33 protein-coding genes are annotated in these 26,617 nt (G+C 57.3%); 18 read left to right on the forward strand and 15 right to left on the reverse strand.

All coding sequences use genetic code 11. The features are described 5' to 3' along the window. Positions 1 to 5: 5 nt before the first annotated feature. The 3 genes from ACR3ES_RS16995 to ACR3ES_RS17005 are packed head-to-tail and all read right to left on the reverse strand — an operon-like array spanning position 6 to position 2,172. The gene (locus tag ACR3ES_RS16995; protein WP_170433253.1) at positions 6 to 431 is read right to left on the reverse strand and encodes a VOC family protein; all 426 of its coding nucleotides are present in this window, start codon (positions 429 to 431) and stop codon (positions 6 to 8) included. Continuing rightward, positions 431 to 1,423, reverse strand: coding sequence for an alpha/beta fold hydrolase (locus tag ACR3ES_RS17000; protein ID WP_170433250.1), 993 nt, complete (start codon positions 1,421 to 1,423; stop codon positions 431 to 433). The genes ACR3ES_RS16995 and ACR3ES_RS17000 overlap by 1 nt, the downstream gene beginning before the upstream one ends. After that, entirely contained in the window at positions 1,423 to 2,172 is a 750-nt protein-coding gene (locus ACR3ES_RS17005; protein ID WP_170433247.1) for an alpha/beta fold hydrolase, read from the reverse strand. Before ACR3ES_RS17005 ends, ACR3ES_RS17000 begins: the two co-directional genes overlap by 1 nt. Before the next feature lie 194 nt (positions 2,173 to 2,366). On the opposite strand from ACR3ES_RS17005, the gene thrS reads away from it, so the two are divergent. The 5 genes from thrS (at position 2,367) to ACR3ES_RS17030 (ending at position 7,048) form a co-directional block, all read left to right on the forward strand. Then, on the forward strand, positions 2,367 to 4,310 hold the full coding sequence (gene thrS, locus ACR3ES_RS17010) for a threonine--tRNA ligase (protein WP_170433244.1): 1,944 nt from the start codon (positions 2,367 to 2,369) through the stop codon (positions 4,308 to 4,310). Positions 4,311 to 4,531: 221 nt separating this feature from the next. Then, entirely contained in the window at positions 4,532 to 4,834 is a 303-nt protein-coding gene (locus tag ACR3ES_RS17015) for a BufA1 family periplasmic bufferin-type metallophore (RefSeq protein ID WP_170433241.1), read from the forward strand. A gap of 74 nt (positions 4,835 to 4,908) precedes the next feature. After that, a complete protein-coding gene (bufB, locus tag ACR3ES_RS17020) occupies positions 4,909 to 5,766 on the forward strand; it encodes an MNIO family bufferin maturase (RefSeq protein WP_170433238.1) in 858 nt (285 codons plus the stop codon). After that, complete coding sequence (locus tag ACR3ES_RS17025) at positions 5,763 to 6,524, forward strand: HvfC/BufC family peptide modification chaperone (protein ID WP_170433235.1); 762 nt, start codon at positions 5,763 to 5,765, stop codon at positions 6,522 to 6,524. The genes bufB and ACR3ES_RS17025 overlap by 4 nt, the downstream gene beginning before the upstream one ends. Next, a complete protein-coding gene (locus tag ACR3ES_RS17030; RefSeq protein ID WP_170433232.1) occupies positions 6,521 to 7,048 on the forward strand; it encodes a DoxX family protein in 528 nt (175 codons plus the stop codon). The genes ACR3ES_RS17025 and ACR3ES_RS17030 overlap by 4 nt, the downstream gene beginning before the upstream one ends. Before the next feature lies 1 nt (position 7,049). Here the strand turns inward: ACR3ES_RS17030 and ACR3ES_RS17035 are convergent, their stop codons facing one another. Further along, positions 7,050 to 7,418 carry a hypothetical protein gene (locus ACR3ES_RS17035; protein WP_170433230.1) on the reverse strand — a complete coding sequence of 123 codons (369 nt, stop codon included), beginning with the start codon at positions 7,416 to 7,418 and terminating at the stop codon, positions 7,050 to 7,052. Between the two features lie 41 nt (positions 7,419 to 7,459). Continuing rightward, positions 7,460 to 7,777: an ArsC/Spx/MgsR family protein gene (locus tag ACR3ES_RS17040; protein ID WP_170433540.1), complete on the reverse strand. Its 318-nt coding sequence runs from the start codon at positions 7,775 to 7,777 to the stop codon at positions 7,460 to 7,462. Positions 7,778 to 7,992: 215 nt separating this feature from the next. On the opposite strand from ACR3ES_RS17040, the gene ACR3ES_RS17045 reads away from it, so the two are divergent. Then, a complete protein-coding gene (locus ACR3ES_RS17045) occupies positions 7,993 to 8,199 on the forward strand; it encodes a cold-shock protein (RefSeq protein WP_152458488.1) in 207 nt (68 codons plus the stop codon). Between the two features lie 83 nt (positions 8,200 to 8,282). Here the strand turns inward: ACR3ES_RS17045 and ACR3ES_RS17050 are convergent, their stop codons facing one another. Both ACR3ES_RS17050 and thyX read right to left on the reverse strand, forming a co-directional pair. Continuing rightward, positions 8,283 to 8,591, reverse strand: a complete 309-nt coding sequence (locus tag ACR3ES_RS17050) for a hypothetical protein (protein WP_170433227.1) — start codon at positions 8,589 to 8,591, stop codon at positions 8,283 to 8,285. Positions 8,592 to 8,647: 56 nt separating this feature from the next. Further along, the gene (gene thyX / locus ACR3ES_RS17055) at positions 8,648 to 9,559 is read right to left on the reverse strand and encodes an FAD-dependent thymidylate synthase (RefSeq protein WP_170433224.1); all 912 of its coding nucleotides are present in this window, start codon (positions 9,557 to 9,559) and stop codon (positions 8,648 to 8,650) included. Between the two features lie 176 nt (positions 9,560 to 9,735). Between thyX and ACR3ES_RS17060 the strand changes: the two genes are divergently transcribed. From ACR3ES_RS17060 to ACR3ES_RS17070, 3 genes are read left to right on the forward strand one after another with little or no spacing between them, the layout of a single operon-like run. Next, on the forward strand, positions 9,736 to 10,164 hold the full coding sequence (locus tag ACR3ES_RS17060) for a VOC family protein (RefSeq protein WP_170433221.1): 429 nt from the start codon (positions 9,736 to 9,738) through the stop codon (positions 10,162 to 10,164). After that, entirely contained in the window at positions 10,161 to 10,862 is a 702-nt protein-coding gene (locus ACR3ES_RS17065; RefSeq protein WP_170433218.1) for a DUF1194 domain-containing protein, read from the forward strand. The genes ACR3ES_RS17060 and ACR3ES_RS17065 overlap by 4 nt, the downstream gene beginning before the upstream one ends. Before the next feature lie 11 nt (positions 10,863 to 10,873). Next, entirely contained in the window at positions 10,874 to 11,572 is a 699-nt protein-coding gene (locus ACR3ES_RS17070; protein ID WP_480423957.1) for a DUF1194 domain-containing protein, read from the forward strand. Here ACR3ES_RS17070 and ACR3ES_RS17075 read toward each other — a convergent pair whose 3' ends face one another. The 3 genes from ACR3ES_RS17075 to ACR3ES_RS17085 all read right to left on the reverse strand — a co-directional run bounded on the left by ACR3ES_RS17075 (position 11,573) and on the right by ACR3ES_RS17085 (position 12,837). Further along, positions 11,573 to 12,070: a MarR family winged helix-turn-helix transcriptional regulator gene (locus tag ACR3ES_RS17075; RefSeq protein ID WP_480423958.1), complete on the reverse strand. Its 498-nt coding sequence runs from the start codon at positions 12,068 to 12,070 to the stop codon at positions 11,573 to 11,575. It abuts the gene before it with no gap. Positions 12,071 to 12,148: 78 nt separating this feature from the next. Further along, positions 12,149 to 12,373, reverse strand: a complete 225-nt coding sequence (locus tag ACR3ES_RS17080) for a succinate dehydrogenase assembly factor 2 (protein WP_480423960.1) — start codon at positions 12,371 to 12,373, stop codon at positions 12,149 to 12,151. Positions 12,374 to 12,402: 29 nt separating this feature from the next. Continuing rightward, on the reverse strand, positions 12,403 to 12,837 hold the full coding sequence (locus tag ACR3ES_RS17085) for a helix-turn-helix domain-containing protein (RefSeq protein ID WP_480423962.1): 435 nt from the start codon (positions 12,835 to 12,837) through the stop codon (positions 12,403 to 12,405). Positions 12,838 to 12,887: 50 nt separating this feature from the next. Between ACR3ES_RS17085 and ACR3ES_RS17090 the strand changes: the two genes are divergently transcribed. Beyond that, a complete protein-coding gene (locus tag ACR3ES_RS17090; protein ID WP_170433205.1) occupies positions 12,888 to 14,090 on the forward strand; it encodes a pyridoxal phosphate-dependent aminotransferase in 1,203 nt (400 codons plus the stop codon). A gap of 14 nt (positions 14,091 to 14,104) precedes the next feature. Further along, positions 14,105 to 14,506 (forward strand): hypothetical protein, encoded by a 402-nt coding sequence (locus tag ACR3ES_RS17095; protein ID WP_170433201.1) that lies wholly within the window; start codon positions 14,105 to 14,107, stop codon positions 14,504 to 14,506. Between the two features lie 7 nt (positions 14,507 to 14,513). On the opposite strand, the gene ACR3ES_RS17100 is transcribed toward ACR3ES_RS17095, so the two are convergent. Further along, the gene (locus tag ACR3ES_RS17100; RefSeq protein WP_170433537.1) at positions 14,514 to 15,878 is read right to left on the reverse strand and encodes an MATE family efflux transporter; all 1,365 of its coding nucleotides are present in this window, start codon (positions 15,876 to 15,878) and stop codon (positions 14,514 to 14,516) included. Positions 15,879 to 16,389: 511 nt separating this feature from the next. On the opposite strand from ACR3ES_RS17100, the gene ACR3ES_RS17105 reads away from it, so the two are divergent. Then, a complete protein-coding gene (locus ACR3ES_RS17105) occupies positions 16,390 to 17,388 on the forward strand; it encodes a Hint domain-containing protein (RefSeq protein WP_170433197.1) in 999 nt (332 codons plus the stop codon). 155 nt (positions 17,389 to 17,543) lie between these two features. Then, on the forward strand, positions 17,544 to 19,502 hold the full coding sequence (parE, locus tag ACR3ES_RS17110; protein ID WP_170433195.1) for a DNA topoisomerase IV subunit B: 1,959 nt from the start codon (positions 17,544 to 17,546) through the stop codon (positions 19,500 to 19,502). Between the two features lie 2 nt (positions 19,503 to 19,504). Here parE and ACR3ES_RS17115 read toward each other — a convergent pair whose 3' ends face one another. Further along, positions 19,505 to 20,350: a DUF4393 domain-containing protein gene (locus tag ACR3ES_RS17115; protein ID WP_170433192.1), complete on the reverse strand. Its 846-nt coding sequence runs from the start codon at positions 20,348 to 20,350 to the stop codon at positions 19,505 to 19,507. 419 nt (positions 20,351 to 20,769) lie between these two features. On the opposite strand from ACR3ES_RS17115, the gene ACR3ES_RS17120 reads away from it, so the two are divergent. Next, a complete protein-coding gene (locus ACR3ES_RS17120; RefSeq protein WP_170433189.1) occupies positions 20,770 to 21,201 on the forward strand; it encodes a hypothetical protein in 432 nt (143 codons plus the stop codon). A 32-nt stretch (positions 21,202 to 21,233) separates the two neighbouring features. On the opposite strand, the gene ACR3ES_RS17125 is transcribed toward ACR3ES_RS17120, so the two are convergent. Beyond that, entirely contained in the window at positions 21,234 to 22,004 is a 771-nt protein-coding gene (locus ACR3ES_RS17125; RefSeq protein ID WP_170433186.1) for an alpha/beta fold hydrolase, read from the reverse strand. A gap of 103 nt (positions 22,005 to 22,107) precedes the next feature. Between ACR3ES_RS17125 and ACR3ES_RS17130 the strand changes: the two genes are divergently transcribed. Next, the gene (locus ACR3ES_RS17130; RefSeq protein ID WP_480634281.1) at positions 22,108 to 22,995 is read left to right on the forward strand and encodes a hypothetical protein; all 888 of its coding nucleotides are present in this window, start codon (positions 22,108 to 22,110) and stop codon (positions 22,993 to 22,995) included. A gap of 60 nt (positions 22,996 to 23,055) precedes the next feature. Here ACR3ES_RS17130 and ACR3ES_RS17135 read toward each other — a convergent pair whose 3' ends face one another. Beyond that, complete coding sequence (locus ACR3ES_RS17135) at positions 23,056 to 23,544, reverse strand: glycosyltransferase (protein WP_480634737.1); 489 nt, start codon at positions 23,542 to 23,544, stop codon at positions 23,056 to 23,058. Positions 23,545 to 23,617: 73 nt separating this feature from the next. Between ACR3ES_RS17135 and ygfZ the strand changes: the two genes are divergently transcribed. Continuing rightward, positions 23,618 to 24,355: a CAF17-like 4Fe-4S cluster assembly/insertion protein YgfZ gene (gene ygfZ / locus ACR3ES_RS17140; protein ID WP_170433535.1), complete on the forward strand. Its 738-nt coding sequence runs from the start codon at positions 23,618 to 23,620 to the stop codon at positions 24,353 to 24,355. 106 nt (positions 24,356 to 24,461) lie between these two features. Beyond that, a complete protein-coding gene (locus ACR3ES_RS17145; protein ID WP_170433180.1) occupies positions 24,462 to 25,409 on the forward strand; it encodes an ABC transporter transmembrane domain-containing protein in 948 nt (315 codons plus the stop codon). Between the two features lie 58 nt (positions 25,410 to 25,467). Here the strand turns inward: ACR3ES_RS17145 and efp are convergent, their stop codons facing one another. Continuing rightward, positions 25,468 to 26,031: an elongation factor P gene (gene efp / locus ACR3ES_RS17150; protein ID WP_170433177.1), complete on the reverse strand. Its 564-nt coding sequence runs from the start codon at positions 26,029 to 26,031 to the stop codon at positions 25,468 to 25,470. A gap of 219 nt (positions 26,032 to 26,250) precedes the next feature. On the opposite strand from efp, the gene ACR3ES_RS17155 reads away from it, so the two are divergent. Then, on the forward strand, positions 26,251 to 26,571 hold the full coding sequence (locus tag ACR3ES_RS17155) for a DUF6280 family protein (protein WP_008757056.1): 321 nt from the start codon (positions 26,251 to 26,253) through the stop codon (positions 26,569 to 26,571). The last annotated feature ends 46 nt before the right edge of the window (positions 26,572 to 26,617 follow it).

Here is a 26,617-nt window from a genome sequence, read left to right on the forward strand (position 1 = left end):
GCATGTCAGTACCCCAGCCAGCGAAACGCCCCATCCGGACCGAGGGACGAGAATGGATTGAAGGCGACCTCCCAGATCGTTCCGTCGGGTGCACGAAAGTAGCCGTGATGCCCACCCCAGAACACATCCGACGCCGGTTTCAGGATGTTTGCGCCTGCCGCTTTGGCGTCACGCAGAACCTGCGCGACATCTTCCTTTGCGCGGCAATTGTAGCTGAGCGTGATCGCGCCATGGTTCAGGGTTTCTATCGGAACGCCAATCTCATCAGCCAGCGCTGATAGGGGATAGAGCCCGAGTGTCTGACCGATCAGATCGTAGGCGATGACACCATCGGGGCTATCGACCCGTTTCCAGCCCATCGCATCATAGAAACCCGCGGCAGCTTCGGGATCATCGACCCCAACGGTAATCAGGCTGACACGTTGGTCCATCATTCCACCCCTAGTCCCTTCAGCCACTCAAGAATGCCGGTGACGGCCGCGTCGGTCTGACCGGGCGACATCAGCCGGCCCGCAACAACATGGGAGTGCGGGTCATCCCCCGGACCCATCGTGACCAGTGTCACCTCTGATGGCCCACCCCAGGATCGCGCCACAAGATGCGTCCGCTCGGGCCGCACAACTTGGTCGTCATCCGAAAACCAGAACAAGGCTGGCACAGAAGCACCCGAGAAATCGAGCCCATACACCGTGTCCACCAGCACGGACATCGGGACAACGGCTTCCCATGGATAGACGGTGGACCAATATTTGTTTTTCTCTGGATCGGGGCTGGTCCCATCCCGCTCGTGACCCAAAACCATCGGCAGCCAGGTGCGCGCCCAAGGCAGTGACGGCATCCAGGCAACAGCTGTATTCACGCCGAAATTCGGAGAAACAAAGACCATCGCAACAACGTCTTCGCTCAGGTCCGGGTTCAACGCCGCCGCCGCCGCCAGGGTTCCCCCGGTCGACGTTGACAGGATGACGACTTTGTCCCCCACTGCGCGCGCTGCGGCCACGCCTTCGGCCATGTCGCGCATCCAGCCCGACGCGGTACCTTCTGCCATGGCCTCTCCGTCACGGCCATGACCTTGCAGGCGGGTGTAGACCAGATTGGCCCCCAACGCCTCTGCAACACGATCCGGAACCGGCCGGATTTCCTCGGAACTTGCCGAGAATCCATGAACATACAGCACCGAGTATGGCGTGCGTTGTTCTTTGAAGCCGTCCTGCCAAATCACCCGTTTTTCGACACCGGGCACGATGTCATCAAAGGCGGATTCGGTGCTTTCGAAATAAACCTGCACACCCTCGCCAAAACGCCGGTCATCAAAGACTGGCACAAGGTTGACCTCTTCGCGTGGACCAAACCAATAGACCAGGCCACCAACGACAATCAGTGCCAAGACGACGCGCCCCAAAACCCATCCAAAACGCCGCATCAGTCTTCTCCCATCACATCCAGGATCGCGTTTTCAATCAGACCCAGACAGGGGCCATCGGAAAACCGGTGATCTGCATCTTTGACCAACAGCAGACGTATGTCCGGTCCCGTGGCATGGTCGAGCAATCGCACAGCGGTCTCGGTCGAAACTGCGGTGTCTGCGGTGCCTTGCAAACAGCGGACAGGAAACGGCAGGTCTAGCGGGGTCCGCAGCACGAGGTGGTTGCGGCCGTCTTCGATCATGCGCTTGGTAATGATGTATGGCTCCATATAGTCGGACGGCAGTTCCACTTGCCCGACCGTATCCAGCACCGTTTTCTGTTCATCGCTGAAAGAGGCCCAATACCCATCTTCGGTGAAATCGGGTGCTGCAGCGATTGTGACCATCCCGGCAATCCGGTCCGGCATCGCCTTGGCCAGCAACAACGCCTGCCAGCCCCCCATTGATGAGCCAACCAAAACGAGCGGTCCCTCGGTCAGCGCCCCCACAGCCGCGACAGTATCCTGATGCCAGTCCCCAATGCATCCATCGGTAAACCCGCCCGAGCTCTCACCGTGACCGGAATAGTCAAATCGCAAGTATCCCTGCACCCGCGCCTGTGCCCAGGCCTCAAGATGGACGGCCTTGGTACCCTCCATATCCGACTTGAGCCCCCCAAGGAACACGATGGTCGGCCCTGCGCCGTCGCTCTTGTGATACGCCAGCCGCCGCCCCTGTGCGGTGTCCAGATATTGTGTCGCTGCCATTGAACCCTCATTCGCTTTGACCAACATCATGCACGGCAGCAGCGGTGTCGCAATTGCCGAATTTCATCCTCTCGTCGCGTCAGGTCGGCACCCCATCCATACTTGACAGGCATTGCTGCACCTGCCACATGAGCCAGACACCATAACCCGCAACCGGGCGTTCAGTGGGCGCCAAACCGACGAGGAGAGCCGATATGGCCCTGGACTCACAGTCAGTCTCCCTTACTTTTCCCGATGGCAATTCCCGATCCTACGACGCAGGCGTGACACCTGCGCAGGTGGCTGCCGATATCTCCACTTCGCTGGCCAAAAAGGCCATTTCGGCGACTGTGAACGGGCAGCACTGGGACCTGCAATGGCCCATCGATGCCGACGCGCAGATCGCCATCCACACCATGAAGGATGAAGAACAGGCCAACGAGCTGATCCGCCATGATCTGGCGCATATCATGGCGCGCGCCGTGCAGGAAATCTGGCCCGACACGCAGGTCACCATCGGACCGGTGATTGAGAACGGCTGGTATTATGACTTTGACCGGGCAGAACCGTTTACGCCGGAAGATCTCGGCCTGATCGAGAAAAAGATGAAGGAAATCATTAACAAGCGCGACCCCGTGACCACCGAGGTCTGGGACCGTCAGCGGGCGATTGATTTCTATACCAAGAACAAGGAGCCCTATAAGGTCGAGTTGATCGACTCCATTCCGGGCGATGAACCGCTGCGCATGTACTGGCACGGCGACTGGCAAGATCTGTGCCGCGGCCCACATCTGCAGCACACCGGTCAGGTACCGGGTGACGCGTTCAAGCTGATGTCGGTTGCAGGCGCGTACTGGCGCGGCGACAGTGATCGCCCGATGCTGCAACGTATCTATGGCGTGGCCTTCACTGGCAAAGAAAAGCTGAAAGCCCACCTGCATATGCTGGAGGAGGCCGCCAAGCGCGACCACCGCAAGCTGGGTCGCGAAATGGACCTGTTCCATTTCGAGGAACACGCACCGGGGTCGGTCTTCTGGCACCCTGCCGGTTGGCGTATCTTTCAGAATCTGATCGCCTATATGCGTCGCCGTCAGGAAGCGGCCGGCTATGTCGAGGTGAACACCCCCGACATCATGGACCGGGCCCTGTGGGAGACCTCGGGTCACTGGTTCAACTACATGGAAAACATGTTCCTCGCCAAAACGCATGATGAACGGGACTATGCGCTCAAGCCGATGAACTGCCCGGGTCATATGATGATCTACAATCACAGCCTGCGCAGTTATCGCGAGTTGCCGATGAAGATTGCCGAGTTTGGCAAAGTGCATCGGTACGAGCCTTCGGGCGCGCTGCACGGGTTGTTGCGCGTGCGCAGCTTTACCCAAGACGACGCGCATATCTATTGCACGCCTGAGCAGCTGACTGATGAATGTCTGAAGGTCAACGACCTGATCCTGTCGATCTACAAAGACTTCGGCTTTGAAGACGTGCATGTCAAACTGTCGACCCGCCCGGAAAATCGGATTGGCAGTGACGAAAGCTGGGATCTGTCCGAGGGCGCGTTGAAAACCGCTCTGGATCGGGCCGGGATGAGCTACACGATCTTCGAGGGCGAAGGCGCATTCTACGGGCCCAAGCTGGAATATGTTCTGCGCGACGCCATCGGCCGCGACTGGCAGTGTGGTACCCTGCAGGTGGATTACAACTTGCCGGAACGGTTTGGCTCGACCTATGTCAGCCAGTCCGGCGAAAAGCTGGCACCGGTCATGCTGCATCGAGCGCTCTTTGGCTCGCTGGAACGGTTCATCGGCATCCTGATCGAGAACTGGGAGGGCAAACTGCCATTCTGGTTGGCGCCGCGTCAGGTCGTGGTTGCATCGATCACGTCAGATGCGGACGCCTATGTAACCGAAGTTGTCAAAACGCTCAAAGCAGCGGGCATCCAAGTCGAGGCTGATACCCGCAACGAAAAGATCAACTACAAGGTCCGCGAACACTCGCTTAGCAAAGTCCCGGTCATTTTGGCCGTCGGTCACCGCGAGGTTGAGGACCGCACTGTCAGCGTCCGGCGTCTGGGTGAAAAACAGACACAGGTTCAACCGCTTGAGGCTGTAACAAAAGAACTGGCGCAGGCGGCGACGCCGCCGGATCTGCTGTAACATTCGGCGACAAATCGCCAGAAATCCGGCCCTGTTTTCGGGGCCGGATTGAAACAATTAACAATTTTCAATTCAAAAACAATTTGTTACCCTGCAAGGGCACATGACGATCTTTGACGGCGTTGTGAGACACGGGCTCGTGAATTCAACTATGCCGTTCATGCCATTACCTTTGTCAGTGTCACAAGCAGACATACGCAGTTATTAAAAGGATTTCCGAGATGTCCAACACCGCAAAAACCCTGGTTATCGCAAGCGCCGTCGCCGCAGCCGTATCCGGTGCCGCCACCACAGCAACCGCACAAGCCAAAGAGAAATGCTATGGCGTTTCGCTGGCGGGTCAGAACGACTGTGCAGCAGGCCCCGGCACCACCTGCGCGGGTACATCAACCGTCGACTACCAAGGCAATGCATGGACGCTGGTCGATGCGGGCACATGCGCCGATATCGAACTTCCGGCCGAGGCCAATGGCACTGCACGCAAGGGCTCGCTGGAGCCGCTGGAGCGTGATCTGCCAGCATAAGGTCGGATAGACGAGCACAAAAGGGGGCGGGCCGCATCGCCCGCCCTTTTTCTTGGTGATCAAGGAACTGACACATGCTGGATGATGCCCCCAGGTCGAACCATCTGCCCGCCGCACCGGGCGTGGGATACAAACCGCAGCATTTTGCGCAGATTCTGGATCATGCAAAGCCCGTGGCTTGGTTGGAAATTCACGCAGAGAATTACATGGGTGATGGCGGCCGTCCTTTGGCGCAGTTGCGCCACCTGTCCGAACAGTTTCCCATATCGGTTCATGGCGTCGGCCTGTCTATCGGCAGTGAGGGTGCGCTGGATGCCAATCATCTTGCGCGCCTCAAGCATCTGTGTGGATGGCTGAACCCGGCCAGCTTTTCCGAGCATCTGGCCTGGTCCACCCATGACACGCATTTTCTGAACGATCTGTTACCCCTGCCCTACACAGACGAAACGATCACGCGAGTTTGCGACCATATCGATCAAGTGCAGGAGACGGTGGGGCGCCAGATGCTTTTGGAGAACCCGTCAAGCTATCTGGCCTTCGATGAAAGCACCTGGTCCGAGCCTGATTTCCTGCGAGAAGTGTCGCGGCGCACCGGATGTGGTCTGTTGCTGGATGTCAACAACGTGTTTGTGTCCGCCACAAATCTGGACTACTCGCCACAGGGCTACATCGACGAATATCCGCTTGATAAAGTGGGTGAAATTCACCTCGGTGGGCATGACGAGGACGAAGACGACCACGGGCACCCCTTGCTGATCGACAGCCATGGGCGCGAGGTCGTCGACCCGGTTTGGGCCCTGCTGGATTACGTTCTGGATCGGTCGGGTCCCAAACCCTTGCTGGTTGAATGGGACACGGATGTGCCTGACTGGCCTGTTCTGCGCGCAGAAGCCGAACGCGCCCAGGCCGCGTTGGAGCGTGTACCGGCATGAGCGTGTCGCAGTCGGCCTTCCGAGCGGCCTTGTTGGACGCCTCTGTTCCCGTGCCAGATGGGCTTTCGGATGCCGAGGCGCGCCCAGCGGGGCGACGGTTCAGTGTGTATCGAAACAACGTGGCTGTGTCACTGACCGAAGCGATGCATCAGGCTTTTCCGGTCATCACGAAATTGCTCGGCAATCAGAACATGGACGGCCTGTCCGGGCTGTTCCTGCGGCGGCATCCGCCGTCTTCCCCACTGATGATGTTTTATGGTGAGGCTTTTCCTGACTTCCTCGCGGGGCTGCCGCAGCTGTCCCATCTGGGATATCTGCCGGATATCGCGCGCCTGGAACTGGCATTGCGCCGGTCTTATCACGCCGCGGACAGTCAGCCTGCCCCACCTGGCGCCCTGGATGTGCCACCCGAAGACATCATGCGGGCCAGTCTGACATTTGCGCCATCGATGCAGATCATATGTTCTGATTGGCCGATTCACGCGATCTGGCGCTTCAACACGGAGACGGACGCACCGAAACCTGACGCGGGCGGGCAGGACGTTCTGATCGCGCGACCCGAATACGACGCGGCACCGCATGTGTTACCGGTGGGCGGCGCCGATTGGATTTCGCACTTACAGGCGGGCGGCACCATCGGCATGGCGTTCGAAAAAACCGCCGCGCAAACACCTGACTTTGACCTTGGAACCACTCTGGCGCTGCTTTTGCAGGGCAATGCAATAACTTCTGTGACTATCGAAAGGCTCGAGACATGACTGCCCTGATCTCACTTCACAACAATACTCTGGGAAAGCTTGAGCTTACATCCAGCTGGCTGACACCAACCCTTGCCAGACTGGTTTTTGCCGCAACCCTGCTGATTTACTACTGGAATTCTGCCCTTACAAAGCTGGGCAGTGGTTTTTTCGGTTTTCTGTTCCCGTCTGATGGCGCCTATGTCCAGATATTCCCAAAGGCCATGGAGGCGGTCAGCTACGACAGCTCGCAACTGGGCTTTTCTTACTGGATCATTGCCGTAGCGGGAACATGGGCCGAATTTCTGTTGCCTGCTCTTATTCTTGTCGGGCTGTTCTCGCGTCTGGCCGCGTTAGGCATGATCGGGTTTATCTGGGTACAGACGATTGTGGATGTAGCTGGTCATGGCGCGCAGTTGGGCAGCTTTTTCACCGCCGCGCCCAATATTCTGGATCAGCGCGCGATGTGGACTTTTCTGATGTTGGTGATCGTCATCCATGGTTCAGGGCCGTTGTCCATCGACCGGCTTTTGCGCCTGAAGTGACCTAGAAATGCGCCTTGGGCTCGTCGGGTTTACCTGCCGCCAGCCCAAGGATGCCCGCCACCGCAGCAAATGCAATCGGGAACATGGTAAAGACACCGAAGCCAAACGCATAATACATGCCCGCAGCGGAAATCAGTAACAACACACCGGCGATCAACGCGCGTGCGTGTGCCATGGCACCACCCGCGATCGCCAGCAAGGGCGCCAGAATCGAGGCCGCCTGAATCACGCCAGGATTTTCGACCTGTTTCGCCAGCCCGTCGAAATCGCCGAAGTGTTTTACCGCCTCTACATACCCGTATCCAAAAAACCCAACGATCATACCGGTCAAACCGGCGATCACACCCAAAATCATAGCAGCGTTACGCATGGACGATCCTCGCAGTTGCGTCAGTGCACATAGGTATTGATTTATGCAACGCCAAGTTTTGCACGCGCCTCGGGTGTCCAACCCAGGACCAACGCCCCACCCTTTTCGATCAATGGGCGTTTCATGAGCGTTGGGTGTTCCTTCAACAATTCCAAAGGCGGACGTGTACGTTGCTGTTCATCCAGCCCGCGCCACGTTGTTGAACGGATATTGAGCAAAGCATCGCCGAACTCGGCAAAAGCCTGCGACAGCACGGTTTCCGGCACGCCGTCGTCCCGCACATCCACAAACTCTGCATCTGGAAATGATTTCAGCGCCTTACGGCATGTATCGCAGGTTTTGAGACCATAAAGACGCATATCTGTACTGCTCCTGAACTTGATTCTATTTTTGGCAATCTTGCCGCGTTCTTCCGGTAATTCTTGATTTTTTACTTCACCATGCAATGTTGAAAAAGATGAAACCCGCAATCCGGACCTGATCAGTCGCTTGATCTGGCAATCGTGTTGCGGTTTTGTCTGCCCCCGCCCCACCAATTTGTGGGACAATGCGTAAGTAGAAGGAGACACGGGACATGCCAACTGGCACCGTGAAATGGTTTAATACCACGAAAGGCTATGGGTTTATTGCCCCCGACGAAGGCGGCAAAGATGTGTTTGTTCATATCTCGGCTGTTGAACGATCCGGCCTGACCGGACTCGCTGACAATCAGAAGGTTTCTTATGAGTTGCAGGACGGGCGTGACGGCCGCCAGATGGCTGCCGAATTAAAACCCTTGTAACGACTGCCCCACCGAGCGCGGCGAATTTCGACATAGGTTAGCGGCCAATTTCCGGCCGTTGACCGCAAATTAAAGCGTTTTCTTTATCCCCGTGCGGGCTTGGGCTTATCACGGGTTGTCCAGTTTTGACCCATAGCGACAATGCAAGAGGTGCCCGTGGCATATGTGGCCACCATGGTCCAGTCACCTCGTTCATTTGTCCAGATTTCCAGTATCTGCTCTGGGTCGCGAATTCCCGTCGCCACCCGCCGCGCTCCAAATTGTCGGTTCAGCTTTTCATGCAAACGCGTTGTGGGTTCGCACAGGACTTCGGCAATGGGTGATTTGGCATGAGCCGGGGATGCAATCCCGAGCGCAACGCAAACCGCCGGAATAAAAGAAAAATGCGTCATGAAACCAGTGTAACAGTTTCATGACATTTCGTATATACAAATGATGTTCTTTTGAATCAGCTTTTGCGGATGATGGCTTCGAATTCGCGCCATTCCCGGGCTGTCATGCCCGAGTTTTGCTGCGTGACGGTTTCACCGGCCAGCATCCTGCGCAGGCTTTCAACCATTTGCGCGGACAGGTTCACGGCGCCGAGGCGGTAATCCTCAAAGGCCCTGTACGCGAACGGCACCCAGTCTGCGACGATCCTGCACATCGTCTCGGCATAGACGCGGATTTCATATTGGGCATGCGGGTCCGCGCGCAGACGCAGAAAATGGAACAGATTGTGCAAATCTACCTTCCAGTACCACTGCGTGTAGATGTTTGCGGGCAGATTCATGCGGGCCAGTTCCCGGGCTAGCCCCTGCTGGCCGTCGTCACTGATCATCGCCTCGTAATTGTCGTAACACCGCGCGCTGTCTGCCTTGAGGATGTCCAGAACACGGGCCGCCTCTTCACCCTGCAGCGCCGCGCCGCGCCCCTGATTGTTCACCTCGGACTGGGCGGCCACATGCTCGGGCGCGGGAATGTAGAATTCACGATCCAGGATCGAGTACCGGGCTGAGTACTCGTTCACATTGGCCGTACGATGACGGATCCATTGGCGGGCCACAAAGACCGGCAGTTTGACATGCAGTTTGATCTCACACATTTCAAACGGGGTCGAATGCCAGTGACGCATCAGATACCGGATCAACCCTTCATCGTTTTGAACGGACTTGGTGCCTTTTCCATAAGACACGCGAGCCGCCTGACAAATGGCGGCATCATCGCCCATATAGTCGATGACGCGAACGAAACCGTGGTCGAGAACGGGGTGTGCTGTGTACAGGTGGTCCTCTATGCCCGCTGCAACGACGCGGCGTGTTGGATGCGACTGCGCGCGTTGCGCTTCGATCTCGGCCTGTTGGTCGGTTGACAGCGGCATGAAGTATTCCTTTCCTGTAATGAGTCGCCACCTACTATATCTCGTCATCTCCGATGCTAAAACCGCGATATGTGCGCGCGATGCAGCAAATTTGCAAAAGTGATTTCCACGCCCCTCGACTAACCCCAGCGGCGCGCTAAGCTGAACCGAAATCAATTCGAAGAAGGATGGCCGACATGGCGCTGAAATACCTGCACACTATGGTCCGTGTGAAGGATCTGGAAAAATCCATCGCGTTTTACGAGTTGCTAGGGCTCAAGGAAACCCGCCGCTATGACAGCGAGGCGGGACGCTTTTCGCTGATCTTTTTGGCGCCTCCGGGACAAGAGGACAGGCCCATCGAACTGACCTACAACTGGGATGGCGACAACGACCTGCCCAGTGACAGCCGACACTTCGGCCACCTCGCATACGGTGTCGACAACATTTACGAGGCCTGCCAGCACCTGCAGGACAACGGCGTTGTGATCAATCGCCCACCCCGCGACGGGCGCATGGCGTTTGTCCGCTCTCCCGACAATATCTCGGTCGAGTTGCTGCAGAATGGTGAGGCTTTGGAACCTGCCGAACCCTGGGCCAGCATGGAGAGCACTGGTCACTGGTGATCCGTTGGTTAACAGCATGGGCCTTGGCCGCTTTGGCCAGCCCGGTTCAGGCAGAGCCGTGCCGTCTGGCATTGGCGCTTGCGCTGGATATCTCTGTTTCGGTGGATGAAACAGAGGATGCCTTGCAGAGGCAGGGCCTTGCCGCTGCCTTGGTCGCACCCGAAGTACAGAGAGCGTTTTTTGAGTCACCCATGCCGGTGGCACTGGCCGTCTATGAGTGGAGTGGCCGCTCGACCCAGAACGTTGTCCTGAACTGGCAGGTGATTGAGACCATGGCCGATCTGCTTTCGGTCGCCACCCATATCAGCCAATCCACCCGGTCCGATAGCGGGTCTGCGACCGCCATGGGACACGCGCTGGCCTTTGGTGCCACCCTTATGCAGGAGGCGCCGAAATGCCTGTTTCAAACCATCGATCTGTCTGGCGATGGGTCGAATAATGATGGCTATGGACCGCAGATTGCGTACCGGCATTTTCCTTTTGAAAACACAGTGGTCAATGGCCTGGTCATTAATGCCGCCGATTTCGAAGGTGAGCTGTTTCTGATCCCCTTCTTTGAGAACAACGTTCTGCACGGACCGGGCGCGTTTCTGGAAATTGCCCAAGGATTCGAAGATTTTGAGCGCGCAATGCGCAAGAAGCTGGAGCGCGAGTTGAAAGGCCTGCAGATCGGCGCACTTCAGGACCCTGAACCGTGAGGATTGGCCTTGTGATCACGCTTCTCTGCGTGTTGGCCGGACCCGTATCCGCACAGTGTCGGCAGGCGCTGGCCCTGGGCTTGGATGTCTCCGGATCCGTGGACAGTCGGGAGTATCGGCAACAACTCGGGGGGTTGGCCGCGGCGCTGCGTCGGCCTGACATTCGTCAGTTGATCCTGTCGGACACCTTGGCAACCGTGCGCCTAGCCATCTTTGAATGGAGCGAACCGGGATATCAGAGAGTTCTATTCGAGTGGACCGACATTCGAACCTCCGCAGATCTGGCTGGGATCGCAACGCTGCTTGATAGTGTTAGGCGAAGCGCCGCGCCACAGGGTACGGCGGTCGGGTCCGCCATGCTGTTTGGGGCGGACCTTCTGGCGTCACAACAGGACTGCTGGAAACGTACGCTGGACCTGTCCGGAGACGGTAAACACAACCTTGGCCCGCACCCGCGCGACGTTAAATCCGCGCTTCAGACCAAAGGGCTAACAATCAATGGATTGGTTATTGGTGCAGACGACCCAAACAACGGGGACGCACGGTACGTTCAGGTCGGTGAATTATCAGCCTATTACAACGCCTGGGTTGTTCTTGGGCCAAATGCCTTTGTCGAATCTGCGTTGGGGTTCGAAGCTTACGAGGACGCGATTGCCCGTAAGCTGATTCGCGAGTTGGACAGCATCGTGCTGTCAGATTTGCGCCGCTGATCAATAGATATAGCGAATTTGATCCGTCCAATACCGCTCAACCCGGCGCAGCGACCCTGTGATATCCTCAATCCCCTCAAGCCCCAGCACACCCCTGCCCTGCAAACCCTCGACATGGCGTGCAAACAGGTCCGATACGATGTCGCGGATTTCCCGCCCCTGCGGCGTCAGACGCACCCGAACCGAACGCCTGTCGATCTCGCAGCGCTGGTGATGCATGTATCCCATATCGACCAGTTTTTTCAGGTTGTAACTGACATTGCTGCCCTGATAGTAGCCTCGGCTTTTCAATTCGCCCGCTGTCACCTCATGGTCGCCTATATTGAAGAGCAATAGCGCCTGGACCGCATTGATCTCCAAAACACCAACGCGTTCGAATTCATCCTTGATGACGTCCAGTAACAATCGGTGAAGCCGTTCCACGAGGGCCAGTGCCTCGAGATAGCTGGTCATGAACCCCTTGGTTCCCGGCGCGGAGACCTGCATTTCCATACTCATCCGATCCTCCGATTCAGTCGCGCAGTTTGAGACACGATGAACTGAATTCCCGAAAAATCGGTTAAGTCGAATTTTCCATTATTTTTGAAAGGTCTGAGCGATGTCGGCAACAAGTTCGGCAAAAGGCCGGGGGGGGTCGACCTGGCCTGTCACCCATTGGTACAGGTCCTGATCGTTTTCGTGCAGCAGGGCGTCATAGGTATCCAAAGCGTCTTCGTCCATCCCGCTGAGGTTGCGATCCGCAAAGGCCGACAGGATCAGGTCCATCTCCTTTATGCCGCGCCGCATCGACCGCATTTTCATGCGTTTTATCCTAAGCTCTCTGGATTCAGTCACTTTTCCCTCTCCAGCATCAGGCGCATCTTTTTTTCAAGGCGTGCGGCACGTTCGGCGCAGGCCCGCATCTCGCCCCGGATCGCGCGCAATTCAGCGACTGCATCGGCCAGTTCAATATTGTTTTCGGCCATCTCGTCGGGCCCGTCCATGCCCTCACCTTCGCCGGTCAGCAGCCACATGATGGATACGTTGATCATGCCGGCCATCATCGACAACCTGTTGGCGCGCGGCTCGGACAGGTCGTTCTCCCAGGCGATAATGGTTGACTTTTTAACCCCAAGCCTGCGCGCGAACTCGGATTGGCTCATCCCTGCCGCTTCGCGTGCCCCCGCCAGCCGATCCCCGAATGTCGCCGATTCAGGTCCGTACCAGTCGCTTTCGTCGTTCATCGGGGTCTCCAACTCTTCTTTTTCATATCGCTTGATCGCCATTCGGGCGCACCCTATGACAGTCAGGTTGAACATACAAACCGAGGCCGCCCATGAGTTTCCTGTCTGCAACACTGTCGCGCGTGAAACCCTCCCCCACCATCGCGATGACGGCCAAAGCCGCTGAATTGAAGGCCGCCGGACGCGATGTCATCGGCCTCAGCGCGGGTGAGCCCGACTTCGACACACCCCAGAACATAAAAGACGCAGCGGTGGCGGCCATCTCAGCGGGCAAAACCAAATACACGGCCCCCGACGGCATCCCCGAACTGAAACAGGCCGCCTGCGCCAAGATGAAACGCGATCACGGGTTGGATTACACACCGGCACAGATTTCGGTTGGAACCGGCGGCAAGCAAACGCTCTATAACGCGCTGATGGCAACGATGAACGAAGGGGATGAGGTCATCATCCCCGCGCCCTATTGGGTCAGCTATCCGGATATGGTGCTTTTGGCGGGCGGCACGCCGGTCGTGGTAGAAACGACGCTGGACAACAGTTTCAAATTGACGGCCAGCCAGTTAGAGGCTGCCATTACGCCCAGAACCAAATGGTTCATCTTCAATTCGCCTTCGAACCCGACCGGCGCGGGCTATAGCCGAAGTGAGCTCAAGGCCCTGACCGAAGTTCTGATGCGCCACCCGCAGGTCTGGATCATGTCAGACGACATGTATGAACACCTCAATTACGACGGGTTCGAATTCTGCACCCCCGCCGAAGTCCAACCTGGGCTCTATGACCGTACGTTGACCTGCAACGGTGTGTCCAAGGCGTATGCCATGACCGGCTGGCGCATTGGCTATGCAGCCGGACCGGTCGAAATCATCGCAGCGATGCGCAAGATTCAGTCTCAATCTACCTCGAACCCCTGCTCAATCAGCCAATGGGCCGCGGTAGAGGCGTTGACCGGAACGCAAGAGTTTCTGGCTCCGAACAACGAGACGTTCAAACGCCGCCGCGACCTTGTCGTTGAGATGCTGAATGCAATTGAGGGGATCACCTGCCCGACGCCCGAGGGCGCGTTCTATGTCTATCCGTCCATCGCCGGGCTGATTGGCAAGACAACCCCGGCCGGCACCGTCCTCGACAGCGACGAGGCATTTGCAACTGCCCTGCTTGAAGAAGCAGATGTGGCCGTGGTGTTCGGAGCGGCCTTTGGCCTGTCGCCGAACTTCCGTGTCAGCTATGCGACCTCGGACGAGGCATTGACAGAGGCCTGCACACGCATCCAGCGTTTCTGTGCCGCATTGACCTGATCGGAGGCCGCCAGATGTCCGCAGAACTGCCCGAGTATTACTTCCGTGTGCGCGAGAACGGCGCCATCGTATTCAAAGTCGACACCGAGAACCGGCAGCGCCGGATCGAAATGGATCAGATTGCGGTCATCAATATCCGCAACGGCGAGGTTAAACCGCACGGTCAGCGCACCCTGACCGAAGCGGATGAGACGGAAATCGCACGTTGGATGGCCGACCGCACAGCCCTGTTGGCCAAGCGGGACATCGACGACATTCACCGCGCGGTCGACTATATGAACCTGACGACGCAATGGGCGCAGTCAAAAGCGTCGGATCAACAGTTGGAGGACGTGACCGATCGGCTGCTGATGGCCATGCACGATCTGCGTTCGGTTCTGGTGCGCAAAAAGGCGGATCGGATGGGCAAAGACTGATCACGGTCTATTCTGCGGGCACCCCAACCTCTCGGACCGATCTGAACCAGAACCTTGCCATCAGCAGGACCGCTGCACATGCCAGCCCCAGCACCAAACCCAACCAGACACCGATACCCTCCATACCCTGGATGAACCCAAAGTAATACGAAGCCGGAAGCCCCACGGCCCAATAGCTGAGCGCCGCCATGACCATCGGTATCTTGGCGTCCTGCAAGCCGCGCAGCAGACCCAAGGCAATCACCTGAGCGCCGTCGACCAACTGAAACAACGCGGCCATCGCCAACAGGCCGGTGCCAATGGCCAGGATTTGCGTCCGCTGCGGATCATCAGGTTCCATGAACAATGAAATCAGCGGGTCGGCGCAAGTCAGAAACAGGATGATCGTCAGCACGGACATAACCAACGACATGCCGGTCACCGCGATGGCACCCTTTTCCAGATGCGCGCGATCCCGTCTGCCCAGCGCATTGCCAGCTCGTATGGTGGCGGCATTGGACAGGCCTAAATGGACCATGAACGTTGCAGATGCCAGATTCAGGGCAATACCATGCGCGGCCAGGGGCACCTGCCCCAGCCACCCCATCATGACGGCTGAGGTCGCAAACAGGGTAACCTCAGCCAGCGTTGTCAGCCCGATGGGAACGCCCAGCTGGAGAACGCGCAGGAACATCTCCCAATCCGGCCGCCAGAAGCGCCGAAACAGGCTGTGTTCAGGCAATACGCGCACCGCGTAGACCACAACGGAAACGAGAGACACCATCTGCGTGACAATCGATGCAATGGCGGCACCGGTCACGCCCAGTTCCGGCGCCCCCCAATTGCCGAAAATCAAAGCGTAGTTGGTGACCCCGTTGACCAGAGCAGCCGCCACGGTGATCCACAAAACGATCTGTGTCCGCTCCAATGCTGCCAGATAAGACTTGAGAACCATGACCAGCAACGCGGGAAACAACCCCCACCCGGCGATCCGCAGATACTGGGAGGCGGTTTCAGCCACCTGCGGTTCCTGCCGCAGCGCGATCAGGACTGGATAGGACCACCAGAGCAACGGCACGACCAGCGCCGCGTAGAGCAGCGACAACCACAGACCCATTCTGGTTGATCGCCGAATACTGGTCTCATCTTCCTCTGCCGCAGCGGTTGCCACCATGGGCATGACCGCCCAGCCGAATCCGGCCCCGAACAGAAACAGCACAAAGAAATAGCTGCCTGCCAATGTGACTGCAGCCAGCGCCTCGACACCGTACCAGCCCAGCATGACTGTGTCGGTCAGGCCAATCGCAAACTGCGCCAGATGCCCGCCAATCAGTGGCAGACCGAGCACAGCAATGGCGCGAAAATGGCCTGGATATGTCATTGTCTTGGTCATCACATCAGCCATATGCGCGGCCCGTGCCCGGGACAAGAGTGCAACGCTGAAATTTCAATGTGAGACGTTTGGATCGAAATCAGTGACCGGACGGACTCCCGACGCCCTCGTTTTGTGAAAAATAGTATGACGCAGCCCGATCCGATATGCCGGCCTCACTTGGACCAGAACGCAAGATAGGGCCAACCCACGCGCTCGCAGTCAATCTGCGTAGGAGCAGGCGCAACCTAAGGACGACGACACCCAACATATCCAAAGTACAACCCGCGTCCAAAACCTCGGTTTTGGCCAACGGCACCCGAAAACACCCAGACTATCTCAGGGGTGCGAATAAGTGTGGCACTCAAAACCGCAAGCGGACCTAACACGGCTTGGAAGGGCTTAAATCCTGCGCGTTTTCAGGCACCTGACAATACGATCTGGTCGCAGCCCTCTGTCTATTCCTCGCTGAATCATGTATCGTTAAGATACTTTCTTTCGAACATCAATTTCAGTCAGATGAGTTACAGTCATGAAATTCATTACAATCTATGAGATAGACGTAGATCCCCTGAGCAATTCCGACGTAACCGTCCTGGCCGCGTATCAGGTTGCGATTATCGACGATGACAACTTTCTGGAAGACCCCGATGCGGATGGCAGCCGCCAGTTGGACGTGTCTGGCGTACCGAGTTTCCGTGGGAATTCCAGAAACTTCCAGACCTTCGAAACTTACAACGGAGATGTCGCTGGCGCGCCGGTCACTTTTACTCTGCTGCAGTTTTCAAATCCGCAATACATGGTGGTCACCTCGGGTAACGTCGAAGTTGGCGAAACAATCGAGAACACCAACAACACCGTCGCCGCCGCACCTCCGGCGGAATACGATACCATTCCAACATTTGTCTGTTTCACAGCAGGGTCTCTGATCCTGACCCCATCCGGAGAGAGGTTGATTGATTCGCTGAACCCGGGTGACGAGGTCTGTGTCGCCAGAGGCGGCAGCCGCCCCGTACGCTGGATCGGACACCGCCATCTTTCGGCGCGGGACCTGCAAAAAGATCCGAAATTCTGCCCGGTTCGCATTCGCGCCAACAGTTTCTCGGATCAGTGCCCCGCGCGTGACCTTCTGGTTTCGCCGCAACACCGGATCGCCGTGTCATCTGCCAGAATGCAGCTCTACTTTTCCGACCCGCTCATGCTCGCACCGGCAAAAGGGTTGATCAACAACCGTACGATTGATCAACTGCCCCCGGATCGGAGCGTGGATTACATTCACCTTCTGTTTGACCGGCACGAGTTGGTGCAGGTCGAAGGTGTGTGGTCCGAATCCTTTTTCCCGGGTGACACCTCGATGGACGCAATGACGCGCAGAACGCGGCAAGAGCTGTTTGAGTTGTTCCCCGATCTCCTGTCTTTTCGCGGACCATTTGCTGAAACCATATTGCCCGTGCTCAAACCACATGAAGTTCATATGCTGCAATCCGATATTCAGTCCCCGACCGGCCGGCGCGTCAAGTTCAATCAATGACCTGACCACGCACGGTTTCCCGCCCGGACCTCTGGAACAGCTGTCATCGTCAGCCCTGTCCGCTGAACACATATGCCACAACACCTCGCGTCCCTCTTCCCCCGGACCACATCCCCTGCCATAATGGGTCAAACTCAAAAACAAGAGCAGCACCCATGCCCGACGATCTGTTGACGCCCGAAGCGACCACTGCCTATGACGCCTCCTCGATCGAGGTGCTTGAAGGGTTGGAGCCGGTTCGCAAGCGCCCCGGCATGTATATCGGCGGCACGGATGAGCGTGCGCTACACCATATGGTGGCCGAAATCCTCGACAATTCGATGGACGAGGCCGTCGCGGGCCACGCCAACCGGATCGAGGTGGAACTGCATGCAGACTACGCCCTGACTGTGCGCGACAACGGGCGTGGCATCCCAATCGACCCACATCCCAAATTTCCGGACAAATCCGCTTTGGAGGTCATCCTGTGCACCCTGCACGCGGGCGGTAAATTCTCGGGCAAAGCCTATCAGACCTCGGGCGGTCTGCACGGGGTGGGCGCATCAGTCGTCAACGCCCTCTCGGATTCGATGGTCGTGCAGGTAGCACGTGACAAGACGCTGTTTGAACAACGCTTCTCACGCGGGGTCCCTTTGGGGCCCGTGGAAAAGGTGGGTGCGGCGCCAAACCGACGCGGCACCACGGTGACCTTCCACGCCGATCCCGACATCTTTGGCCATCACAAGTTCAAACCCGCGCGGCTGTTCAAATCCATCCGTTCCAAGGCCTACCTGTTCTCGGGCGTCGAAATCCGCTGGAAATCCGCCATCGATGACGGTGAAACGCCGACTGATGCCACGTTCCACTTCCCCGGCGGCCTATCCGACTACCTCAAGGAAACGATGAACGGCTCGTCCACCTATGCCGAGCAGCCCTTTGCGGGCACCGTGGACTTTCAGGAAAAGTTCAACACGCCGGGCAAGGTCGAATGGGCGATCAACTGGACACCCTCGCGCGATGGGTTCATCCAGTCCTACTGTAACACCGTGCCAACGCCCGAGGGTGGCACCCATGTTGCGGGGTTCTGGGCGGCGGTCCTCAAGGGGATCAAGGCCTATGGCGAGCTGATCAACAACAAGAAGGCCGGGCAGATCACACGCGACGATCTGATCACCGGCGGCTGCGCACTGGTGTCCTGTTTTATATCAGAACCAGAATTTGTGGGTCAGACCAAAGACCGTCTTGCCACGGTCGAGGCACAGCGGCTGGTCGAAAACGCGGTCCGCGACCATTTCGACAACTGGCTGGCGGCTGATACGAAATCCGCAGGCGCGATCCTCGACTTCCTCATCCTGCGGGCCGAGGAACGCCTGCGCCGCCGTCAGGAAAAAGAAACCGCGCGCAAATCCGCCACCAAAAAACTTCGTCTCCCCGGCAAGTTGGTGGACTGTAGTAGTTCAACACGCGACGGAACCGAATTATTCATCGTCGAAGGCGATTCTGCGGGTGGGTCTGCAAAAATGGGTCGGGACCGTAAAACGCAGGCCCTGCTACCCCTGCGCGGCAAGATCCTGAACGTGCTGGGTGCTGCCAGTTCGAAGCTGGGCACCAATGCCGAGATCAACGATCTGACGCAAGCGCTGGGGGTTGGCCTCGGCACGCGGTTCAATGTCGATGACTTGCGCTATGACAAGATCATCATCATGACCGACGCGGATGTGGACGGGGCGCATATCGCAGCACTTCTGATGACCTTCTTCTTCACCCAGATGCGGCCCATGATCGACGCGGGCCACCTGTATCTGGCCTGCCCGCCCCTCTACCGTCTGACCCAAGGCGCCAAGCGCGTCTATTGCCTCGACGAGACCGAGCGCGATGAGTGGCTTGAGAAAGGTCTGGGCGGCAAGGGCAAGATCGACGTTTCGCGCTTCAAGGGTCTGGGCGAAATGGACGCCAAGGACCTGAAAGAAACCACGATGGACCCCGCCTCGCGCAAACTGATCCGCGTCACGATTGACGAGGACGAACCCGGCGAAACCGGCGACCTGGTCGAGCGCCTGATGGGCAAAAGACCCGAACTGCGATTCCAGTACATTCAGGAAAACGCGCGGTTTGTGGAGGAGTTGGATGTTTGAGGTCAATCGGTTTTGGCAAGAGCAATCTTTGCGAAATCCTTGCCCATTTGTGTAGTCAACAAGTATGATCTTTTTAGGGCGATGGTTTCCCCATTACCACGATCAATCTCAGTAAATGCTCTAAATGAATCGTGTTCTTCATATTGTTCGTATGCTTTTTGATGTTCAGGCTCGGTGAGTTGACCATTATCATTTGCACTTATCAGACCGAGCCCAACCAAATTTTCAACTCCAGATTGGACTTTTTCGTACGCGGTTCCCCCTTCAAACCCAAATGACTGCGCTATTTCCAGGAGTTCTGGATTACAAAAACTGTGAACGATCGCATCTCCTTCAATGCCGTCTATCCTTCGGCGGATTTCAATTGTTGGAGCAGAAGTCTTATTCGCGACTGTCGCGAATAACTGAGCGTCGAATGAACTCATCATTTTGATTTTTTCGACGAAAGCAGGATGAGCGTAAGAAGCCATCTTTTTGTTCATCGCACCTGCAAGCAGGTTTGCGAACATCTCGCTAAGTTCAGGTTTGTGGCCACTGAATTTTAGTGCCTCAATCGTAGGTCCAGCAACGGACAGGTCTGGAGTAACTATGTCTTCTTCCTGAACATTCCTCAATTTCGTACTTACGCGAGTCGCAAGCCATTCTTCAACTTGCTCGGCACCCCAAACGAAACCCTTAATAGGCAATAGAGCAACATTCACAGCCCGTCCCACAACTCCCAAAGCCTTTCCCGCCTCCACCGCAATAGGTTTCAAGGCATCATCATAGATTGGTACGGCTTTAGCCAAATTTGCTGCGGCGTTTATGCTATCGGATACGTTACCGGGTTTGCTTTCGTCTTCGCTCATAATTACCTCAGTCTAAATCTCTGTATTTTCTACAAAACCCACCAGATATCGACAAGCCTAAGCTCGCTTCCAACCTCTGCCAGAGGAAGTTTCTACATTGATCCAGGTCCGATAGTGGATGCGGAACGCGCCAGCCGTCAAACCGAAGGTTTGTCTCCGGCAAAACGGGGGCAGGTCGGGCGGGTGCTTGATGCTCTGCATCAAGGATGGGTGGATGGCGAGGAACATCTCTAGATCCCTTAGGTTGGGCTTCAGCCCGGCACCCACTCAAACATCGCGCACCTGTGCACTACCGGCGTCTCCCGCCCCCGTCTACCAAGCCGTGTCCAATTGGTTTACCCTACACGGCAGGCTTGAACTCAGGCTATGGCTGACGGTAAATGCCGGACATCTCCCTATTGGTGGTTGAGGAATTGAACATGCTAAGAACATTTACTTGCACCTTTTTAATGCTGGCTGTTGCGGCCAACGCTCAGACCGTTCGTTTTGGCGACAACTCCAGCACTTGGGCAAATGACGGGGAGTGTGATGACCGGCGCTTCACAGGCTCCAATATGGCGTCGGATCTGGACACAGACGACATATTGCACGATGCCAATGATTGCCGAAGCGCCTATGAAAACGGCCTGATCAGGCTGGTGGACCCTGAGGTCGGCAAGGCAGCGACGGTTTGCGCAGAGATCCGGTTTGGCGATGACAGCAGCACCTGGGCGAAAGATGGGGAATGCGACGATTACCGCTTTGAAGGCACGGGCATGACATCCATTATCAGCACGGATGACGTGGGCAAGGACGCAACCGATTGCAAACGGCTGTGCGATGCGGGGATGATCTACCTTCGGATATATTAAATCCCTGACGGCAGGGGGTTTTAACGACCGCCCTATCCGAGTTTCTGATCCAGCCATGCATCAATCTGTGCCGCTGGGCCCTGCCACCCCGGCTCCATGAACAGGAAATGCGCGTGGTCTTTAACCGGTAGAAAGGTCGCGCTATCACCGTAGAGGTTTGCCAGAGTGCGGCAGGTGTTGGGGTTCACGGCCCGGTCCTCGGTGCCAGACACGATCAGCACCGGGCAGCCGACCTTGTCGATCTCCACCTGTATCGCGTGGTGATCATCGAACATCCAAAAGAACATCTCAAACATCACCCGCCCGCTCTCGGCCCCCAAGCGGTCGAACACCGCGTGCTGTTGCGCCTCAGGCATTTTGTTCAGCGCAAAGGGCGCCATCAGATCGAATTCGACCCGCATCGGCTGTTTCCAGAACGCCCCGCCCTCCATCAGTGCGCGCGGCACGGCGCGTTCGTCATCGGTTTCGGGCAAGGTGCCCCATGGCGCGTTCGGGTTGATCAGGACGATGGCGCGGGCCAGCCCGCGCGCCGCGACCTGCTGCGCCACAACACCCGCGATGGCGTGACCCAGTAGCACTGGTTTGCTCTCCAACCCCTGCACGAAGTCAGCAATGTCATTGGTGTAATCGGCGACGGATGTGTCGGTCAGACCGGGATCCGGCTCGGCCGTGGGGTCACCGCCATGATAGCGCAGCGCGGGCGTGTGCACCGTCCAGCCCCGGTCGCGAAAGAACCCTGCATAGTCTTCCATGCACCACGGACCGGCAAAGGCCCCGTGAATCAGAACAATCTCTTTGGTCATCAAAACGCCTCCCGTTCCGATCACAGTATCGGCATCCTGCAAGACGTTACAACTGCGCGTGATCGCGGTTGCGTGGCGGGTTGGACCACTTAAACTCAGGCACATGAGTTTTGTCACTGATAACCAGCTTCCCCTGCTGATCCTGTTCTTTGTGATTGGATCGGTAGGCACGGCCTTTCTGTTCCGCAAACCGGCAGGTCATCGGGCGTGGAAGCTGGCCGATCTGGTCTGGGTGGTCTTGGGCGGTATCGGTGCGCTGGTGGCGGTGCTGGCGGGGCTGTATGCCTCGGACAGCTCCCGGCTGGACCGGCAGATTGATGTGGCCTATGCCGCATCGCGGGCCTTTGACCGGGACGCGGCGCGGTTCCGGCTGCGGTTCTGCGATCCGGCCTTTGATCCCGATACGGCTGTTTTGTGCGACAAGGTCGAGTTCCTGTCGGCCTCGACCGCCAGCAATGCCGACCTGCCCCTGTTCATTGCGGTGACAAACGAGGTTGCCCCTTTGCAGGGTCTGCAATTCCTGTTTGGACGGCAGGCCAAGGATGACATGGAAGAGAGGCGCGGGATGGCGGCAAAGGCGGACGCCTTTGATATCGAACAGTTTCTTGTGTTCACACCGCTGGACGACGCAACCCAAACCGCCATCGATAACATGCGCCGCAAGGTGCCCACGATTGCCGGGGACTATGTGATCCTTGCGCAAAGCTATGACGATCTGATCGATCAGGTTGGCAAGCTGCAGGACGAGTGGGAGTATTTGCAGGCGAACGCGCATATTCTGGTGCTGCAGATTATCGCGCTATGCCTCGTCAGTTTTGCAGCACCCTTCCGACTGGGGAAGTCGATTGTCGAGTTACGTGCCAGCCTTATCGGCGATACGCCCGCGCCAGACGCTCTGGATCAGCCCCAAGAGAGTACCGTGTCAGAGTCCACAGATTCCGTGCCCCCCGACGCAGCCAGCCCGAACGCTCATAACGTTCCGCACTCGTGACGGCAGAGGCATCGAGCAGCACGACGCGAGGCAACGCGCGCACCAGCGCCACATCCTCCATCAGCGGTTGGTCTTTGTATCCCCTGCAGCGATGTACATGTCGCGCGGGACCAGCAGGCCCTGATCCCCGTATGGCAACCCAAACCACCGGCTGCGCAGGTTGGCCCAGCCGGCAACCCAGCCGGGCGCAACCCCTTTGGCCCGGAACCGCAACCGAAATGCAGCAGGAGCAGGTTTGGACAGGTGATCGCTGACGGTTTCAGTCCAACCAGGTTGCAATTCGGTATCGGCATGCAGGATCAGCAACCAGTCACCCCTGGCTTGCGCGCAACCGCGCTGCAACTGCCCGCCGCGCGAGGGCTGTCCGGTGACCACAATGGCCCCGACCTCTTCGGCGATTGTCAGCGTTTGGTCGGTTGACCCCCCGTCACTGATTACCAATTCGCGGATCAGACCTGACTGCAGCCCCTCCATCACCGCCCGAAGACACGCGGGCAACGCATCGCCCGCATTCAGGGTCGGGATGACGATGCTGATCGGGGCGGGCACGTCTGATAACCTCTGGTCTTGGCAGCAGGATTTCCTATATCACGAAGCGCAAGGATATGACGAGGACCTAGACATGCCCACCCGCCGCATTCTGTGCCTGTCCGGTTCGGACACTGAGAGCTTTTTGCAGGATCTGATCACCAATGACATTCGCGGTCTGGAGAGCGGTCTGGTCTATACGGCGTTGTTGACACCGCAGGGGAAGTACATAGCGGATTTTTTTCTCAAGCGGGATGACGGGGCGGTCCTGTTGGACGTTTCTGAAAGCCTGGCGGACGATCTGATCAAACGCCTGACCATGTACAAACTGCGTGCAGATGTATCGATTGAAAGCACCGATCTGAATCTGCAGCGCGGCAAGGGGCCGGCTCCGGAAGATGCCCTGCCCGACCCACGCCATCCTGACATGGGTTGGCGGATGTATACGGCAGCACCGGAAAGTGACGATGGAACGGATTGGGATGCGGTCCGCGTGCGCCATTGCATTCCGGAAACCGGCATCGAATTGACGGTGGACAGCTATATTCTTGAATCCAGATTCGAGGCGATAAACGGCGTTGACTTCAAGAAGGGCTGTTATGTCGGGCAAGAGGTCACCGCCCGCATGAAGCTCAAGACCGAGCTGCGCAAAGGGCTGCGTCGGGTTGCGATTGAGGGTCACGCGCCGGTTGGTTCCGCAATTCTATCGGACGGAAAACCGGCCGGTACGCTGTTTACCCAATCTAGTGGCCAAGCCATTGCATATCTACGCTTTGACCGCACTGGCGGTGAAATGACGGCAGATGACGCCACGATACGACTGGACGACTAGATTGTTGCCGATCCGGCACGCCGAGCGCAGGACTGTGTCTCAGAACGTTTGAACCTGCGCCGGGGCGCTGACACACTGGTGGTGGTGGACGCAGCCGGATGTTTGCATGTTTCAGCTTTATTCCGCCATCTGGCGCGCAAGCGCCGGGCGGCAAGTCATTCTCATCGTTCTGTCGCTGGCCGTTGCGGGCCTTGCGGCGGTCCCGCTGGAGTTTCAGCGCGATATCATCAACTACCTGACATCAGCGGATGCCGGATCAGGACGATTGATCCAGCTGGGACTCGGTATGATGGCTGTGATCCTGCTGAGCCTCGCGCTGAAATGGGTTCTGGGCTACCGGTCAGGTACACTGGGTGAAGATTTGATCCGCCTGATCCGCCAGCGGCTTCTGATCCGGACTGCCGATATCGACGAAACCGGAGAGGCCGTTCGCAAGGGCACGATGACAACCGCCATATCGGCAGAGGCGGAAGAACTGGGTAAATTTGCCGGAGGTGCCTTTTCCGACCCGGTGGTGCAGATTGGAACACTGATCAGCGTCATCGGCTATATCTCGTCGACGCAGCCGGCCCTGGGGCTTATCGCATTCTCGATGATCGTGCCGCAGATCATCATTGTCCTGGTGTCACAACGCAAAGTGAACGTCTTTGTTGCCGAGCGTGTGCGCATTCTGCGCAGCGCGACCGACAGCCTGACGACAGAAAACATAGAAGCGGTGGAACGCGACATTAATGCCCAGTTCGACGACATCTATGAAACCCGCCGCAGAATGTTCATCTGGAAACTGTCAGCCAAGTTTTTGCTGAGCGTGATCAATGGCGCAGGCACGGTCGGAGTGCTGATGCTTGGCGGTTGGCTTGTTCTGCAGGGTAAAACAGACGTGGGTACTGTTGTCGCGGCGATCAGCGGACTCAGCCGTATCCAGGGTCCGACATCCTTTCTGATCGCCTTTTATCGGCAGGTCAGCGCCAACCGGATCAAGTTTGAATTGATGCGTGAGCTTTTTGGCCCCGATCCGTCCCGGTACCGATACCCGCAACGAGGGCCGCAATAGTCGCCCCCTCGCAAGGTTTGCTGCGCCATGATGTGATGGCCTCAAAAGAGACGCAGCGTTACGCGCGCTCGGAATATTCCATGCTTTCCGTGTTGACCACGATCATCTCATCCTGACCGATGAACGGGGGCACCATGACCTTTACGCCATTGTCCAGAACGGCCGGTTTGAACGAGTTTGCCGCCGTCTGGCCTTTAACAACCGGCTCAGTTTCCACAATTTTGCAGGTTACCTTTTGCGGCAGTGTCGCGTTCAGCGCCTCATTTTCATAAAATTCAACAACAATTGTCATTCCGTCCTGCAGAAACGGCCGCCGTTCGCCCAACAATTCAGCCGGCAATTCAATCTGTTCGTAGGTCTCAGAGTCCATAAACACCAACATCCCGTCGGATTCATACAGGAATTGCTGATCTTTCTGTTCAAGCCGTACGCGCTCAACCTTGTCTGCCGATCGAAATCGTTCGTTCAGCTTGGACCCGTTGCGCAGATTGCGCAGCTCCACCTGAGCAAAAGCGCCGCCTTTACCGGGTTTTACATGGTCCACCTTAACCGCTGCCCACAGGCCGTCATTATGCTCAAGCACGTTGCCGGGGCGAATTTCGTTCCCATTTATCTTGGGCATGACTTAAATCCTTCACAAACGGTTGATGCATCATCTGCCGTCCCTATATCTGGCGGGACCATACCTGACAAGACAACGAAACCTAGTGCTGCACCTGCAGCAAGCTATGCACATGACGCAACGCAACTATGCATTTTAGGTGTATCCGAATCGGACCCAATAGGTCATAAGGATCGCCACGCCGAAAATTGCAAGAGCAAGAAAAACAAGGAAGACGAGATGAGAGATTTCGTTGACGGCACTGCCTTTAACAATGAGCAAGGCAATCGTGCTCGAAAACTTTTCGCAGCCGTTGTGTTGGCTGCTCTGGATGACGCTATTGCCGATGACAAGAAATATGGCAATGGCCCGGAACAGATCGCCCGTTGGGCGCGCTCGCGCGATGGGCGCGAGGTGCTCTCCTGCGCGGGTATCGACCCGAATGAGCGGGTTGTCGGCGGACTGATGGAGTTCGTTGGACGCGGTGTGCGAACCTCGGTTGCATTGTCGCGTGAAGAAAGCGAGCGTCGCAATGCCGCTCAACAGGCCGAAGCCGCCTGATCACACTACCTTACCCAGAAAAAACGCGCTCCCTGAGCCGGAGCGC

It is taken from the genome of Ruegeria sp. B1 (genome assembly GCF_056535885.1).

Coding starts and splice junctions, on each gene's coding strand:
- ACR3ES_RS16995 (WP_170433253.1), bottom strand. CDS start 431: ATGGACCAACGTGTCAGCCTGATTACCGTTGGGGTCGATGATCCCGAA.
- ACR3ES_RS17000 (WP_170433250.1), bottom strand. CDS start 1,423: ATGCGGCGTTTTGGATGGGTTTTGGGGCGCGTCGTCTTGGCACTGATT.
- ACR3ES_RS17005 (WP_170433247.1), bottom strand. CDS start 2,172: ATGGCAGCGACACAATATCTGGACACCGCACAGGGGCGGCGGCTGGCG.
- thrS (WP_170433244.1), top strand. CDS start 2,367: ATGGCCCTGGACTCACAGTCAGTCTCCCTTACTTTTCCCGATGGCAAT.
- ACR3ES_RS17015 (WP_170433241.1), top strand. CDS start 4,532: ATGTCCAACACCGCAAAAACCCTGGTTATCGCAAGCGCCGTCGCCGCA.
- bufB (WP_170433238.1), top strand. CDS start 4,909: ATGCTGGATGATGCCCCCAGGTCGAACCATCTGCCCGCCGCACCGGGC.
- ACR3ES_RS17025 (WP_170433235.1), top strand. CDS start 5,763: ATGAGCGTGTCGCAGTCGGCCTTCCGAGCGGCCTTGTTGGACGCCTCT.
- ACR3ES_RS17030 (WP_170433232.1), top strand. CDS start 6,521: ATGACTGCCCTGATCTCACTTCACAACAATACTCTGGGAAAGCTTGAG.
- ACR3ES_RS17035 (WP_170433230.1), bottom strand. CDS start 7,418: ATGCGTAACGCTGCTATGATTTTGGGTGTGATCGCCGGTTTGACCGGT.
- ACR3ES_RS17040 (WP_170433540.1), bottom strand. CDS start 7,777: ATGCGTCTTTATGGTCTCAAAACCTGCGATACATGCCGTAAGGCGCTG.
- ACR3ES_RS17045 (WP_152458488.1), top strand. CDS start 7,993: ATGCCAACTGGCACCGTGAAATGGTTTAATACCACGAAAGGCTATGGG.
- ACR3ES_RS17050 (WP_170433227.1), bottom strand. CDS start 8,591: ATGACGCATTTTTCTTTTATTCCGGCGGTTTGCGTTGCGCTCGGGATT.
- thyX (WP_170433224.1), bottom strand. CDS start 9,559: ATGCCGCTGTCAACCGACCAACAGGCCGAGATCGAAGCGCAACGCGCG.
- ACR3ES_RS17060 (WP_170433221.1), top strand. CDS start 9,736: ATGGCGCTGAAATACCTGCACACTATGGTCCGTGTGAAGGATCTGGAA.
- ACR3ES_RS17075 (WP_480423958.1), bottom strand. CDS start 12,070: ATGAGTATGGAAATGCAGGTCTCCGCGCCGGGAACCAAGGGGTTCATG.
- ACR3ES_RS17080 (WP_480423960.1), bottom strand. CDS start 12,373: ATGAAAATGCGGTCGATGCGGCGCGGCATAAAGGAGATGGACCTGATC.
- ACR3ES_RS17085 (WP_480423962.1), bottom strand. CDS start 12,837: ATGGCGATCAAGCGATATGAAAAAGAAGAGTTGGAGACCCCGATGAAC.
- ACR3ES_RS17090 (WP_170433205.1), top strand. CDS start 12,888: ATGAGTTTCCTGTCTGCAACACTGTCGCGCGTGAAACCCTCCCCCACC.
- ACR3ES_RS17095 (WP_170433201.1), top strand. CDS start 14,105: ATGTCCGCAGAACTGCCCGAGTATTACTTCCGTGTGCGCGAGAACGGC.
- ACR3ES_RS17100 (WP_170433537.1), bottom strand. CDS start 15,878: ATGACCAAGACAATGACATATCCAGGCCATTTTCGCGCCATTGCTGTG.
- ACR3ES_RS17105 (WP_170433197.1), top strand. CDS start 16,390: ATGAAATTCATTACAATCTATGAGATAGACGTAGATCCCCTGAGCAAT.
- parE (WP_170433195.1), top strand. CDS start 17,544: ATGCCCGACGATCTGTTGACGCCCGAAGCGACCACTGCCTATGACGCC.
- ACR3ES_RS17115 (WP_170433192.1), bottom strand. CDS start 20,350: ATGAGCGAAGACGAAAGCAAACCCGGTAACGTATCCGATAGCATAAAC.
- ACR3ES_RS17120 (WP_170433189.1), top strand. CDS start 20,770: ATGCTAAGAACATTTACTTGCACCTTTTTAATGCTGGCTGTTGCGGCC.
- ACR3ES_RS17125 (WP_170433186.1), bottom strand. CDS start 22,004: ATGACCAAAGAGATTGTTCTGATTCACGGGGCCTTTGCCGGTCCGTGG.
- ACR3ES_RS17130 (WP_480634281.1), top strand. CDS start 22,108: ATGAGTTTTGTCACTGATAACCAGCTTCCCCTGCTGATCCTGTTCTTT.
- ygfZ (WP_170433535.1), top strand. CDS start 23,618: ATGCCCACCCGCCGCATTCTGTGCCTGTCCGGTTCGGACACTGAGAGC.
- ACR3ES_RS17145 (WP_170433180.1), top strand. CDS start 24,462: ATGTTTCAGCTTTATTCCGCCATCTGGCGCGCAAGCGCCGGGCGGCAA.
- efp (WP_170433177.1), bottom strand. CDS start 26,031: ATGCCCAAGATAAATGGGAACGAAATTCGCCCCGGCAACGTGCTTGAG.
- ACR3ES_RS17155 (WP_008757056.1), top strand. CDS start 26,251: ATGAGAGATTTCGTTGACGGCACTGCCTTTAACAATGAGCAAGGCAAT.